At 58.8% G+C, this 12,619-nt stretch carries 13 protein-coding genes; 6 read left to right on the plus strand and 7 right to left on the minus strand.

The annotated features are described in order from the left end of the window. Window positions 1–50: 50 nt before the first annotated feature. On the minus strand, window positions 51–800 hold the full coding sequence (locus H6F57_RS05645; RefSeq protein WP_190627766.1) for a hypothetical protein: 750 nt from the start codon (window positions 798–800) through the stop codon (window positions 51–53). Window positions 801–1,041: 241 nt separating this feature from the next. Here H6F57_RS05645 and H6F57_RS05650 point away from each other — a divergent pair, with 241 nt between their 5' ends. Beyond that, window positions 1,042–1,734 carry a peptidoglycan-binding protein gene (locus H6F57_RS05650; protein ID WP_190627764.1) on the plus strand — a complete coding sequence of 231 codons (693 nt, stop codon included), beginning with the start codon at window positions 1,042–1,044 and terminating at the stop codon, window positions 1,732–1,734. A gap of 96 nt (window positions 1,735–1,830) precedes the next feature. Here the strand turns inward: H6F57_RS05650 and H6F57_RS05655 are convergent, their stop codons facing one another. Next, on the minus strand, window positions 1,831–2,130 hold the full coding sequence (locus tag H6F57_RS05655) for a hypothetical protein (RefSeq protein ID WP_190627762.1): 300 nt from the start codon (window positions 2,128–2,130) through the stop codon (window positions 1,831–1,833). Window positions 2,131–2,266: 136 nt separating this feature from the next. After that, window positions 2,267–3,037: an imidazole glycerol phosphate synthase subunit HisF gene (hisF, locus tag H6F57_RS05660; RefSeq protein WP_190627761.1), complete on the minus strand. Its 771-nt coding sequence runs from the start codon at window positions 3,035–3,037 to the stop codon at window positions 2,267–2,269. 137 nt (window positions 3,038–3,174) lie between these two features. Between hisF and H6F57_RS05665 the strand changes: the two genes are divergently transcribed. From H6F57_RS05665 to H6F57_RS05685, 5 genes are all read left to right on the plus strand, one after another. Next, the gene (locus H6F57_RS05665; RefSeq protein ID WP_190627759.1) at window positions 3,175–3,375 is read left to right on the plus strand and encodes a cytochrome b6f subunit family protein; all 201 of its coding nucleotides are present in this window, start codon (window positions 3,175–3,177) and stop codon (window positions 3,373–3,375) included. A 289-nt stretch (window positions 3,376–3,664) separates the two neighbouring features. Continuing rightward, the gene (locus H6F57_RS05670) at window positions 3,665–4,765 is read left to right on the plus strand and encodes an ArsA family ATPase (protein ID WP_190627758.1); all 1,101 of its coding nucleotides are present in this window, start codon (window positions 3,665–3,667) and stop codon (window positions 4,763–4,765) included. Between the two features lie 207 nt (window positions 4,766–4,972). Continuing rightward, a complete protein-coding gene (gene chlG / locus H6F57_RS05675) occupies window positions 4,973–5,998 on the plus strand; it encodes a chlorophyll synthase ChlG (protein ID WP_190627756.1) in 1,026 nt (341 codons plus the stop codon). A gap of 84 nt (window positions 5,999–6,082) precedes the next feature. After that, the gene (locus tag H6F57_RS05680; RefSeq protein ID WP_190627754.1) at window positions 6,083–8,503 is read left to right on the plus strand and encodes a PBP1A family penicillin-binding protein; all 2,421 of its coding nucleotides are present in this window, start codon (window positions 6,083–6,085) and stop codon (window positions 8,501–8,503) included. 129 nt (window positions 8,504–8,632) lie between these two features. Beyond that, window positions 8,633–8,839 (plus strand): hypothetical protein, encoded by a 207-nt coding sequence (locus H6F57_RS05685; protein WP_190627752.1) that lies wholly within the window; start codon window positions 8,633–8,635, stop codon window positions 8,837–8,839. Window positions 8,840–9,000: 161 nt separating this feature from the next. Here H6F57_RS05685 and H6F57_RS05690 read toward each other — a convergent pair whose 3' ends face one another. The 4 genes from H6F57_RS05690 to H6F57_RS05705 all read right to left on the minus strand — a co-directional run bounded on the left by H6F57_RS05690 (window position 9,001) and on the right by H6F57_RS05705 (window position 12,526). Next, complete coding sequence (locus tag H6F57_RS05690) at window positions 9,001–9,195, minus strand: hypothetical protein (RefSeq protein WP_190627750.1); 195 nt, start codon at window positions 9,193–9,195, stop codon at window positions 9,001–9,003. A gap of 293 nt (window positions 9,196–9,488) precedes the next feature. Continuing rightward, entirely contained in the window at window positions 9,489–10,283 is a 795-nt protein-coding gene (locus H6F57_RS05695; protein WP_190627748.1) for an ABC transporter permease, read from the minus strand. Window positions 10,284–10,393: 110 nt separating this feature from the next. Then, the gene (locus tag H6F57_RS05700) at window positions 10,394–11,290 is read right to left on the minus strand and encodes an ABC transporter permease (RefSeq protein ID WP_190627747.1); all 897 of its coding nucleotides are present in this window, start codon (window positions 11,288–11,290) and stop codon (window positions 10,394–10,396) included. A gap of 105 nt (window positions 11,291–11,395) precedes the next feature. Beyond that, on the minus strand, window positions 11,396–12,526 hold the full coding sequence (locus H6F57_RS05705) for a spermidine/putrescine ABC transporter substrate-binding protein (protein ID WP_313933599.1): 1,131 nt from the start codon (window positions 12,524–12,526) through the stop codon (window positions 11,396–11,398). Window positions 12,527–12,619: the final 93 nt, after the last annotated feature.

Genomic DNA, 12,619 nt, shown 5'->3' on the forward strand with positions numbered 1-12,619 from the left:
AGGCGGCGGCTATGGTCAACGCCTGCGCCCGCCGCGTTAAACCCTCAGCCCTAGGGAAAACTAGGCGCTATGTTGGGCAGCGCTACCCCTGCCCAACGGCGATGCAGCGCCGCCGCCAGGGCATCGACATCGACTCCCTGCCATGGGTCGGGCTGGGCTGGGCGATAGTCAAGCAGCCAGCGCTGGCGAAGCGCGGCACCTAGCCCGACACGACCGCCTGTCAACCCCGTCAGCAGGCTTACTAGGGCGATGGCGCAGCCTCCTCGGGGGGGAATCGCCGCCGACCATTCTCGATGACAAGCCAGACCAAAGGCCACCTCAAACTGCCCCTGACTCTGAACCACTAAGCTGAGCGCCTGCGCCACCGGGCCACTGTCATTCCAAGAACTCACTCTACTGGGCAGGAGGGGGGCTAAAGCACTTAGGCTATGGGCCGCTCCCATCTGCTGACAAAGGATGGCAAACAACTGCTCACAGGCCACAGCCGCCGCCGGAGACAGCTCCAGGTCTTCTACCCAGCGGTGCACAGCGACCCGGTGGTGGCCGTGGGCATCAGCCATTACCCACAGATAAGGTAAAGCGTTCAGCGCCACCGCCGAGCTAGTCAGCGATTGAAAGTGGGCTTGCCAGTGCGGCACCGACAGCCGCTCTCCCCTGGCGATCGCGGCCGCTGTTTGCAGCAAACCCTCTTGCCACCCTAACTCTGCGGTGACTTTGGGGTAGCAAGCCCTGCGATCGCCAATCACAATCGCTTCTAGGGCCGCCGCCAGGCGATCGTGCTGTGTACCGGCTTGAACCATGGCGTATTCCGCTTAATCTATCAACCCCAATGAAGACCCTGTTGAATTTTAAGGGGTGTAGTAGTCTATTTGCTGGCAGCAATCCTATAATGCTTGCTGTCAAGCCCTTGGGGTTCTCTTGCGTTCTGTCACCCTGCCTGGAGCCAAGTCTATGTTTTGCGTCTCCCCTTTCATACAACGGATGACTCCAGGGGGGGGCAACCAGCGCGTCTGGGGGGCAGTCGCTGCAATTGCCCTGGGCATGAGCCTAACCACGTCCGTGAGCTGGGCTCAAACCCCAACCGAGGAGACGCCCCCTGCTAGCCAGCCTGCTACGCCAACGGTGAGCGGCGGTCGCATTGTGCGGCCTACTCTTCAGTTGGGCAGCCAGGGGGAGTCAGTACGCGAACTACAGTCGATGCTGATGCTGTTGGGCTACTACCCCGGCCCGGTCACCAGCATTTATCAAGAAGATACCGCCGCTGCTGCCCGTCGGTTTCAAACCGCTGCGGGCATTACCGCCGATGGCATTGTTGGCCCTGCCACCTGGAGTCGCCTGTTTCCGACTCCGCCAGGGGAGGCTAACCCACCGACGGCCACAACCTCTGGCAATACAACTCCATCGGCGACTACGGCACCTAGCGGTACAACCCCGCCGGCAACTAATCCCCCGGCCACAACTAAGCCCCCAGCCACGACCACTCCCCCAGCCACAACCACGCCCGCAAACCCTAGCAGCGGCACGCCAACGGCTCTCCCCGTATTGCGCCCCGGCATGGAGGGCGACGCCGTGCGGCAGCTCCAGCAGCGCCTGCGCACCAAGGGATTTTACAGCGGTACCGTCGATGGGGTATTTGGCAGCCAAACCGAGGCCGCTGTGCGTGCTGCCCAGGCCGCCAATGACCTGACTGTAGACGGCATTGTTGGCCCAGCCACCTGGCGAGCGCTTAATTAAAAGGAAGGAATGACTGCCTGCCGGAAACGGCTCAAACAAAGCCGCCGAAGATATAAAGTCCTCGGCGGCTCAAACATAATGGTGTTAGGTGAAATCCTAGTCTGGCCGAACAAACCAGTCGTTTAAAGTGTTGGCCGACTCAGGCAGAGTGGCGCTGGCGTAGGTGAAGTAAGGGATATCTAAGGCTTCCATAGTAGACATCTGCTGGCCAGCGTGATCCATATAGAGCATGTAGTTGCCCATGAGAAAATAAACACCCATTAGGGCAGCAGCAGAGGATGCCACTAAAAAACCTGCCAACATCAGGGAAAATTCCTGACCTTTAACGGCTTGCTCCATTAGGCGGAGCGCCCAAGCCACTAGGGCAATAACAATAGTCAGGATAAGCAGCAGCATGAAACAATAACTTTGTAACGATATGAATAGTCAGATTAATGACTAAGTCTATATGTTACACATCGTAACAGGCATTCATAAAACTGGCATGGCTTCCACAGAATGTCTTCAGGTTTGTTCAGCGCAGGGACAAAGACTAGGCCAAGCGCACGGGCACCTGGCGATCGCGCAAATGCTCTTTCACCTGTTGCACCGTTAGCTGCCCGTAGTGCAGCAGTGAGGCCAGTAGAGCCGCCTCAGCTTTTCCATCGGTGAGGGCCTGGTGAATATGTTCACAGTTACCGGCCCCGCCGGAGGCTATTACCGGCACCGGCACGCGATCGGCAATAGCGCGGGTGAGGTCGAGGTCGTAGCCCGACTGAGTTCCATCAGCATCCATGCTGGTGACTAGCAGCTCGCCTGCCCCTTGATTGACGACTTCCTCGGCCCAGGCTAAGGCGTCAAGCCCTGTATTCTCGCGACCGCCGCGTACGTAGACATCCCAACCTGGGTTACCAGGGTCAAGGCGACGGCGGGCGTCGATCGCAACCACAATGCACTGAGCGCCGAAGCGATCGCTGGCTGCTTTAATCAGCTCAGGCCGCTTTACCGCTGCCGAGTTAATGCTGACCTTGTCGGCTCCGGCCCGTAACAATTTTTTAATCGTCTCTAAGGATTGCACCCCTCCGCCCACCGTCAGGGGAATAAACACCTGCTCTGCAGTGCGGTACACCACGTCATAGATAATGTCGCGATCTTCGTGGGTGGCGGTGATGTCGAGAAACACCAGTTCATCAGCTCCTGCCTGGTTATAGGCCTGGGCTAGCTCCACCGGATCGCCCGCATCGCGCAGGTCGACAAAATTGACCCCTTTCACCACTCGGCCAGCTTTGACATCTAGACAGGGCACAATCCGTTTGGCCAGCATTGCGTTCTCCTCCAACGGCAAATTAACCCATTCCCCGGTTCCACAATAGAGGATTATGACGATCATCAAAGGCCAAGACGCTGATACACTGTCTCTTGGTTTTATCGTTGGAAACGCAGTTGGAGCCCTTAGTAGACATGGCTTTAGAGATTGGCCAGAAGGTGAAAGTATCCCGTCTTCGCGATCGGGTTTCTAAGAATGTGGCGGCTTACCTCGGCAAGCGCGGCGTCGTGAGCCAGTTCAAAATGGTGGACGGCAGCGACGTTGGTGTTGTGGTCGAATTTGAGGACAACTACACCACCTGGTTCTTTGAAGATGAGCTGTCTGCCGTTCAGTAGCGGGCGGCCTCGCTGAGGCAATCTTGACTGCTGCTGGCGCTTGGAATAATTCCGTCTGCCCCTTTGATTAAGGGGCAGACGCGAGGCTTCTAAACACGGGGTTCTGAAAGCGAAGTAGAGGGAAACCTGGAGCAATCTCCCCTTTTAGAGTGATTTCACCGCTATCAGGTCCCCGAGATGATCGGTATTGATTCCCTTAGTGCGGGATGCAGAGCAAATTCGCTTCAATGCATCCTTGGCACTCATGGGAGCAGCGACGACCTGACCAACGCAAAGGCCCCATTTTTCTATGGCATTAATTCTCACCTATTTAGGTAAGGGCGGCAGCGGCAGTACGACTGTGGCCATTGCCGCCGCTAAGCAGCGGGCGCGGGCCGGGCAGCGGGTACTGCTGGCTATTCAAGATGTGACGCCGGCGCCAGCGCTGCTGCTGGATCAGACCCTGACCGTTGAGCCCGGGGAGATAGAGCCCAACCTGTGGGCCATGCAGTTTCAAAGCGCAGCGCTGCTAGAGCAAAGCTGGGATGAGGTTAAAGCCCTGGAATCTCAGTATCTGCGAACGCCCTTTCTCAAGGCGGTTTATGGTCAAGAGCTGGGAGTGATGCCGGGCATGGACAGTGCCCTGGCCCTAAACACCCTGCGGCAGCTCAATGCTAGCGATCGCTACGACGTAATCATCTACGACGGCAGCGATGCTCTGGCCACACTGCGCATGCTGGGTATGCCCGAAATCTTGGACTGGTACCTGCGCCGGTTTCGCGGCGTGTTTCAGCAGTCCGATGTGGGTCGGGTGATTTCGCCTTTTCTACAGCCCATGGCCGCAGCGGTGCTCGCTGTTGATTGGTCAGGGGATGTGCTCGACCAGCCCACCGGACAGGTGCGATCGCAGCTTGAAGAAGGCCGCCAGGCGGTGACCGACCCTGGTCGCATGGCCGCTTTCTTAGTCACAACGCCCACACCTGGGTCGGTGGCAACGGCCCGCTATCTGTGGGGCAGCGCTCAGCAGATAGGCCTCACCGTAGGCGGCGTGGTGGTGAATGGGGGTTCCCTAGACGATGAGCAGGCCACAGCCTTTGCCCCCCTGCCCCAGGTGACCCTGCCCTCGGTAGTCGAGCAGGGTTGGGAAAGCGCGATCGCCGCCCTGCCCGACCCGGCCCAGTGGGCGACAGCGGCCCCGCGCCCCGTAACCATCGATGCGACGGCCAAGACCGTACGGCTCTTCTTACCCAGCTTCGACAAAACCCAGGTCAAGCTCACCCAGTATGGCCCCGAAGTCACCATTGAAGCCGGCGATCAGCGGCGCAACCTGCTGCTGCCCCCCACACTCCAGGGCAAAGCGGTGGCTGGGGCCAAGTTTCAAGACCAGCACCTGGTGCTTTCCTTTAGCTAGGGCGATGGCGCAGCCTCCCCAGAGGGGAACCGCGCCTGCTCCAATGTCATCGGTTCCCAGGAAAACCACCCTCGCTTCGGCCAGGGTTTGATTCTGACCCGGGAAATGTGGCACCGTAGGTAGTGATTGCGATTCCTCCAGGGGTGGCTGCGCCATCGCCTAAGTTTTGATCGACGTTGTATCAACCTGTAGCAGTTTTCCCTCACCATGGCTGAACCACCGTCCTCCACTCCGGTCAACGACGCTCCAGACCAAACCCCTACTGCTGAAATTGCCCCCGAGGCCCAGGGCAACGCCGCCCGTCAGCTCTTGGGCATGAAAGGTGCCAAGTCGGGTGAAACCTCGATCTGGAAGATTCGCCTTCAGCTGATGAAGCCAATCACCTGGATTCCGCTGATTTGGGGCGTGGTGTGCGGAGCGGCCTCCTCCGGCAACTACCGCTGGAGTTTGGAGCACGTGCTAATCGCCGCCGCCTGCATGCTGTTTGCCGGGCCGCTACTGACGGGCTACACCCAAACCCTCAACGACTTCTACGATCGCGACATCGACGCTATCAACGAGCCCTACCGGCCCATCCCTTCGGGGGCAATTTCTATTCCCCAGGTGGCAACCCAAATTCTGGTGTTGCTGGTGGCCGGCATCGCCATTGCCTTTAGCCTCGACCGCTGGGCGGGGCACAGCTTCCCAATCATCACCGCCCTGGCCATTGGTGGCTCATTCGTGTCGTACATCTACTCAGCTCCGCCGCTGAAACTTAAGCAAAACGGCTGGCTGGGCAACTACGCCCTGGGAGCCAGCTACATCGCGCTACCCTGGTGGGCAGGTCACGCCCTGTTTGGCACCCTGACCTGGAAGATTGTGGTGCTCACCCTGTTCTACAGTCTGGCGGGTTTGGGCATTGCAGTGGTCAACGACTTTAAGAGCGTGGAGGGCGATCGCCAGATGGGCCTCAAGTCGCTGCCGGTGATGTTTGGCGTCACCACCGCTGCGTGGATCTGCGTACTGGCGATCGATATTTTTCAGGGGGGCGTCGCCGCCTACCTGATGGCGATTCACCAAAACCTCTACGCGGTGCTGCTGGTGCTGCTGATCATTCCTCAAATCACCTTCCAAGATATGTACTTTCTGCGCGATCCTCTGGGCAACGACGTTAAATATCAGGCCAGCGCCCAGCCTTTTTTGGTGTTAGGTATGCTGGTAACAGGGCTGGCACTGGGGCATACAGCGCTTTAGGGATCCGCGTAATCACCGCTGTACCCTTGAAGAAATGGCCGAAACCCCATACAGTTCACAGAGGATGTGAAAGGCAACGCTGCTATGGCTCGATCTTGGTTAACCCGGCTGCCGTTTCCTTCAAGGAAATCGTCGCGGCCCTCAGGACGAAGCAGGTCTGGGGGCAGTGTGGTCAATGGTGCGCGGGTCTCTCCCCAGCAAGTAGAGTCTCAGCCCGGGCCATCGGGCACCCAGCCGGAGCTGCCACGCAGCTATCGACCCCTATTTTTGCGCCCTTTGTTTTGGGTGGTGCTGCTGGCTGGGGCGGGCATAGCCGGAGGCGGCACCCGCGCCTACCGCGTGATCGAGGCGACAAATGCCAACTTGCCCGACCCTGATCAGGCTCTCACTTACCAGCGCGATGGCACTGTCACCATGACGTCGGCGGACGGGGTGATTTTGCAAAAGCTCGGCCCCGCCTCCCGCGAAACCATCACCTACGACTCGATGCCCGAGCACCTGGTGGATGCCTTTATTGCCTCCGAAGACCAGCGCTTCTATGAGCACGGCGGGGTTGACTACCGGGGCATCGCCCGCGCTGTCTGGGCTAACGTGCAAAACCGCGATTTGGTAGAAGGGGCTAGCACCATTACCCAGCAACTCGCTCGCATCGTCTTTCTCGACCAAGAGCGAAGCTTTCAGCGCAAGATCAAAGAGGCCATGATGGCCACCAAGCTTGAAGAGAGCTTGACCAAAGAGCAAATTATTGAGCGCTATCTCAACTTGGTATACCTGGGCTCGGGAGCCTATGGGGTAGCCGATGCCTCCTGGGTGTACTTCGGCAAAACTATCGATCAGCTCACCGTAGCTGAGTCGGCGATGATTGCCGGTATGGCCCCAGCCCCCAGCCTGTATTCTCCAACGGTCAATGCCGAGGCCGCCCGCAGCCAGCGTGATCGGGTCATTCGCCGCATGCTGGCGACCGAAGCCATCAGCGGCATCGAAGCCGAAGAGGCAATCACCACAGAGGTGGCAGTCACCCCTAACCAGCCCAAGTTTCTCTACAGCGAGTTTCCCTACTTCACGATTTATATTCAAAAGCAGCTGGAGGCGCTGCTGCCCCCCGACCAGTTAGAAGCGGGAGGGCTGACGGTAGAAACCACCCTCAACGTCGTCTGGCAACGCCGCGCCGAAGAAACCGTTGAAGACGCCGTTGCCCGCTATAGCGGTTGGCAGGATGTCGGGCAGGTATCTCTGGTCGCTGTGGATCCCCGCAACGGGGAGATCAAGGCCATGGTGGGGGGCACCGACTTCACCAGTGAAAACCAGTTTAACCGGGTAACCCAGGCGCAGCGCCAGCCGGGCTCTACGTTTAAGACGTTTGTGTATGCAGCGGCGATCGCAGGGGGCATATCACCCTACAAAAACTATATGGATGCCCGTTACGTAGTCGACGGCTACGAGCCAAAGAACTACGGCAAAAACTACAGCGGCAGCATGGAGTTGCTCCAGGCCCTGCGCAACTCGGTCAACATTGTGGCCGTGAAGCTGCTGGTGGACGTGGGTTTTGACCCAGTAGTGAAGCTAGCAGGGCGCATGGGCATTGAGTCGCCGCTGCTGCCCGCCTATTCCCTCGCCCTGGGCACCTCTGAGGTCAACCTGCTAGAACTTACCAGTGCCTATGGCACGCTGGCCAACAAGGGTATTCATCGCCCTGCCCACGGCATTCGTCGGGTGCTGAATAGCAGCGGTGAGGTGATCTACGAGCGCCCTAACGAGTCGGAACAGGCGATCGACGCCGACAGTGCCGCCATTATGACCTGGATGCTGCGCGGTGTTGTGGAGGGCGGCACCGGCAGCAATGCCTATATAGGGCGGCCGGTTGCGGGTAAGACCGGCACATCCGAAGAGTATCGTGACCTGTGGTTCGTCGGCTACATTCCCCAGCTGGTGGCTGGCGTGTGGATGGGCAACGACGACAACACCCCCACCAACGGCGCTAGCAGTATGGCCGCTGGGGTGTGGCAGAGCTTTATGGCTAAGCTCACCGACGATATTCCTGTCGAGGAGTTTCCCAGCCTGCCTCGGCTGGGTGGGCGCGAGGGCAGCATTACCCTCAGCCCGGTCAAGCCCGGTCGCGTGGTGGCTGAAAGTGGGCCGTCGCGATCGTCCGAGGCCGCCTCTAGCTCTGGTGGCGGAGAGAGTCGCCGATCGCGACGGTCAGAGAGTAGTTCTAGCGGTAGCAGTGGTAATGACAGCAGTGGCAGTGAAGCCGCAGCGCCTCCGGCACGATCCTCTGGCAATAGCTCTAGTAGCAGACCACCGGCATCAACCGAACCGGCGGCACCTGTCGTCACGCCAGATCCCCCGGCAGCAGCGACTCCACCCGCAGCCCCGCAGCCCATCAACACCGCTCCGCCAGCACCCGCCCCGGTGGCTCCCGCTCCGGCCCCAGCCCCAGCTCCACCGCCGATTGTGGCACCGCCGCCACCCCTCGAACCTCCCCCGCCTGCCGATGGGGAATAGGCCTTGGGGTAGAGTGCTGCGTTTGAACCAAGAACTATAGACCTCTCAAGGGTCAGACCTGGGGGTGATCCCTGGTAGTAACCTGCCGTCGTAGGATGATACACAACTGATTTTGGAGTTTAGTTAGCTATGTCACTCTATTTTGCGACCGCAGCGACCGCAGGTGAAGCTGGTGCAGGTTCATCTCTTGTGCTGGTGTATGTAGTGGGCTTTATCGCCGCAGTTACCCTTGGCTCCGTCGCCTGGTATAACTCCAAGCGCCCCGCTGGCTGGGAAAACAAAGAGAAGCCTGACTTCGTTCCTACCGTTGATGCAGAGGAAGGCAAAGAGGTCTAGGCCATCCGAAACCGCTACAGCTTTGGCCTCACCGTAGGCAGAGGCATTTGGGATGGCGTTCTAGCGATCGCGCTGCCGTCTGAGCTATAGGCTTGGGCGGCGTTTGTTTTGGTATTTTTCGTCGTGGACTGCCTTTGGCAGCAGGCCATCGCTAGGCATTTTTAATCGACCACCCGCAGTCGTCCCTGGCGAATCGCTTCAAACACCCGTTGGGCCGTCGCATGGTCTTGATTGCTCAGGGTGGGCTGGCTGAGCAAAAGCTCCATTAGCTCTCGCTGCACCTGGCGACTAATGCGGCGTTCGGCAAAGATTTGATCGACGAGAGATTTGAGCGACTGGCTGGTGGTTTGAGGCATGGTGACGACCTGAGCTATTGAGGCTATACCCAATATCACCTGTAACTCTCAATTGCAGCGTGATACAACCTTTTCCCAAACATGATCTTAAGCTGGTCGCACGGTGACAGACAGCAGCTCTAGCTGTGGTTTAAATCACCACAAAATAGTTTCTATGCAGTAGGCTAAGCCACCGCTAAATCGATCGACATAAACTAATCAGCCTAATGAGGTAATTGGCTCTGACTATTGCATTTTCTCTATAGAAGCTCAAACCTCCCAATGTGTTCCCCAGACCGGAGTCGATTGTGACTCTAGGGTTTCTGGCGCTGGCGATCGCCCCAATAGCGCACATATTCAGCTATCCCAGCCAGCAGCGCCGAGCCCAAAATCAACATCACGCTCAGGGCGTTGATGTCGGGCTTAACGCCGGTACGTACCCGGCTAAAGATTTCGATAGGCAAAGGGTTAGCACCGCCTCCAGCGGTAAAGCTAGAGATCAGCAGGTCATCCATGCTGAGCACAAAGGCCAGCAGACAGCCCGCCAGAATACCGGGTGCCAACTGGGGCAGCAGCACTTTGAACATAGCCTGGGTGTGGGTGGCCCCTAGATCTAGAGCGGCTTCTTCGAGGTTGGGGTCGAGGCGCTGAAGGCGGCTAGACACCACCACTGCAATATAGGCCAGGCAAAACACCATGTGCGCCGCAATGATGGTGCCCAGGCTGAGGGGCACCGCGACCGACGCCAAAAACACCAGAGTTGCCACCGCGATCGCAATGTCAGGAATAATCAGCGGCAGATACGACATGCCCCGATATAACCCTTTGCCCGGAAATCGGTAGCGGGTCAGACCAATCGCCATCAGGGTGCCCAGCACCGCCGAAATTGCCACCGCCATGATCGCGATGACCAGGCTATCTTGCAGGGCGGCCAGCAGGCGGCGATCGCTAAACAGCGATCGGTACCACCGCAGGCTAAAGCCGCCCCAGCTCGCGCTGTAACGGGAGTCGCTAAAGCTGTATGCCCCCAGCACAATGATCGGGAAGTACATGAAGGCGTACATCAGCGCGGTGAAGAGGCTGGGCCAGGTGACGGAGCGGGAGGGCATGGGGAGGTGGATGGGTGGGGGTAGAGCTGAGGGAGATAAGGAAGGTGGGGAAGATAGGGTGGGTTGAGCCGTGGTAACGATCGCGGACAAGCACCTAAAGGGGGTGTAGCTCAGGTTTCAGTGACGGTGTTGCGATCGCCGTAGCGGATCAGGAGGGCGATCGCCAGACTCACCGCCAAAATCAGCACCATGCTGAGGGCTGAGCCAAAGCCCCAGGCACGGGTAGGGCCAAGAAACTGGTTGTAAATTAGCCGTGAAATATTCATCGACGAGGCCCCACCGAGCAGCGTGGGCACCACAAAATCGCTGAGAGTGCTGATAAACACCAGCAGACTGGCCGCTGCAATGCCAGGCAGGGTTTGGGGTACGGTAATTTTCCAGAAGCTTTGGCGGGGCGTGGCCCCTAGGTCAGCGGCTGCCTCCAACAACCGGATGTCAAGCTTTTCGAGCGATGCGTAGAGAATCAGCACCATATAAGGCAAAAAGCTGTAAGTGAGGCCAATGAACACTGCCGTAGGTGTGTTTAGCCAGTTTTGGGCGGGCAGCCCGATCGCCGTAAGCATCGCGTTGAGCACGCCGCTGGGGCGCAGAATGGTTGTCCAGGCATAGGCCCGCAGCAGCGACGATGTCCAGAGGGGCAGAATAAAGGCCACCAGCAGCAGGTTGCGCCACCGCTGGGGCGACATCAGCGCCAGCCAGTAGGCCACCGGGAACCCCAGCACCAGGCACAGCGCCGTAGAGCCGATCGCAAACGCCACCGATCGCCCAATCACCCGCAGGTACACCGGCTGCAAAATTTGCAGGTAGTTGCCCAGGCCATAACCGCCGCTGGGCTGCCCCAGCCGCAGCCCAGGCACCAGGCTGATCTCAAGAATCAGCAAGGTGGGCAACACCAGCAGCACCAGCAGCCACACCCCCGCAGGCCCCATCAGCGTCACCGGCCCCAGCCAGCGCCGGGGAGCGAGGCGATCGGTCCAGGTTGCAGAGGGAATTGGGGCGGGGGACATAGAAGAAGGTGAGGAGGGTGGGGAAGGTGAGGAGGGTGGGGAAGGTGAAGAGGGTGGAAGCTAGGTTTTACAGGCTTTCTCCGGCCCCCTCATCTCCTCACTCTTCTATGCGCTGGTTACTTCAGTCCAAAACTGGTCAAACAGATCGGTGCTGGCAGTATCGACGGACACAATGCCTTCGCACTTAGCCAAAACCGCCTCGGGGGGGTAAAGGTCGGCGTTGTTTTGAATGTCGGCGGGCAGCAGGTCAAAAGCGGCCTGGTTGGCAGTGGCAAAGAACAGGCGCTCTACGGCGGCGCTGGCCACCTCCGGCTCCAGCAGAAAGTTAATCCACTGGTAGGCGGCGTCAACGTTGGGAGCGGTGGCGGGGATGGCTAGGGTATCGGTCCACAGCGACGCCCCGGTTTCCGGAATCACATACTGCATGCGATCGTCTTCGAGGGTGAGGGCGATCGCATCGCTGGAGTAAGCCATCGACACGCTCAGGTCGCCACTGAGCAGCTCATTCTCAAAGCCCGTAGTCTTAAAGGCCGCGATATGGGGCCTCAGCTCTAGCAGACGGTTGTAGGCCGCTTCAATCTCAGCTGGATTGTTGGAATTGTAGGAGTAGCCCAGCGACTTGAGAGTGGCTCCTAAGGTTTCGCGCATGTCGTCCAGCATGGTGATGCGGCGGGAGAGTTGGGCCTGGTTATTCCAAAGAAAGTTCCAGTCGGTGGGTTCACCGGGGGAAGCCTCGCGGTTGTATAACAGTCCTGTGGTGCCCCAGCAGAAGGGTACGCTGTGGGCGTTGTTGGGATCGTAGGCGGGGTTGCTCCACTGGGCTCTGAGATTTTCTAGCCCGGTGAGGCGGCTTTGATCGAGTTCGGTGAGCAGGTCTAGCTCTAGCATCTCCGACACCATGTAGTCGGAGGGGTAAATGATGCTGTAGGCGTCGCCACCCCCTGCTTGTAGGCGGGTGAGCATGACCTCATTGGAATCGTAAATATCAACTACCACCGGAATGCCCGTGCGTTCGGTAAAGGCCTGAGCCAGGCCATCATCGGTGTAGTTGGCCCAGGTGTAAATATGCAGAGTGCCGTCGTTTGCGCCCCCACCCGCCGGTGGCCCCGCCAGGTTTTGGCGACAGTTGGCCGCTGTCAGGCCTGTCACGACCGCTGCTGACCCCTGCAAAAACCGCCTCCGACTCACGGCAAAACGGCGCGAGTCGGAGGGAGTTTGTAGTCGCGTTCCAGGCACAGGCATTCTCCAGGGGGCTAAGGAGCTAGAAATAGCAGTGGTCGGCGCTAAAGTAGGCGCTAAAAGAGAGCGACCTCGTCTTTAGTTTCTAAG

The organism is Leptolyngbya sp. FACHB-60, assembly GCF_014695775.1.
GTDB lineage: Bacteria > Cyanobacteriota > Cyanobacteriia > Phormidesmidales > Phormidesmidaceae > Nodosilinea.

Coding starts and splice junctions, on each gene's coding strand:
- H6F57_RS05665 (WP_190627759.1), top strand. CDS start 3,175: ATGGCTTTAGAGATTGGCCAGAAGGTGAAAGTATCCCGTCTTCGCGAT.
- H6F57_RS05700 (WP_190627747.1), bottom strand. CDS start 11,290: ATGTCCCCCGCCCCAATTCCCTCTGCAACCTGGACCGATCGCCTCGCT.
- hisF (WP_190627761.1), bottom strand. CDS start 3,037: ATGCTGGCCAAACGGATTGTGCCCTGTCTAGATGTCAAAGCTGGCCGA.
- H6F57_RS05655 (WP_190627762.1), bottom strand. CDS start 2,130: ATGCTGCTGCTTATCCTGACTATTGTTATTGCCCTAGTGGCTTGGGCG.
- H6F57_RS05685 (WP_190627752.1), top strand. CDS start 8,633: ATGTCACTCTATTTTGCGACCGCAGCGACCGCAGGTGAAGCTGGTGCA.
- H6F57_RS05650 (WP_190627764.1), top strand. CDS start 1,042: ATGAGCCTAACCACGTCCGTGAGCTGGGCTCAAACCCCAACCGAGGAG.
- H6F57_RS05690 (WP_190627750.1), bottom strand. CDS start 9,195: ATGCCTCAAACCACCAGCCAGTCGCTCAAATCTCTCGTCGATCAAATC.
- H6F57_RS05695 (WP_190627748.1), bottom strand. CDS start 10,283: ATGCCCTCCCGCTCCGTCACCTGGCCCAGCCTCTTCACCGCGCTGATG.
- H6F57_RS05680 (WP_190627754.1), top strand. CDS start 6,083: ATGGCTCGATCTTGGTTAACCCGGCTGCCGTTTCCTTCAAGGAAATCG.
- H6F57_RS05645 (WP_190627766.1), bottom strand. CDS start 800: ATGGTTCAAGCCGGTACACAGCACGATCGCCTGGCGGCGGCCCTAGAA.
- chlG (WP_190627756.1), top strand. CDS start 4,973: ATGGCTGAACCACCGTCCTCCACTCCGGTCAACGACGCTCCAGACCAA.
- H6F57_RS05670 (WP_190627758.1), top strand. CDS start 3,665: ATGGCATTAATTCTCACCTATTTAGGTAAGGGCGGCAGCGGCAGTACG.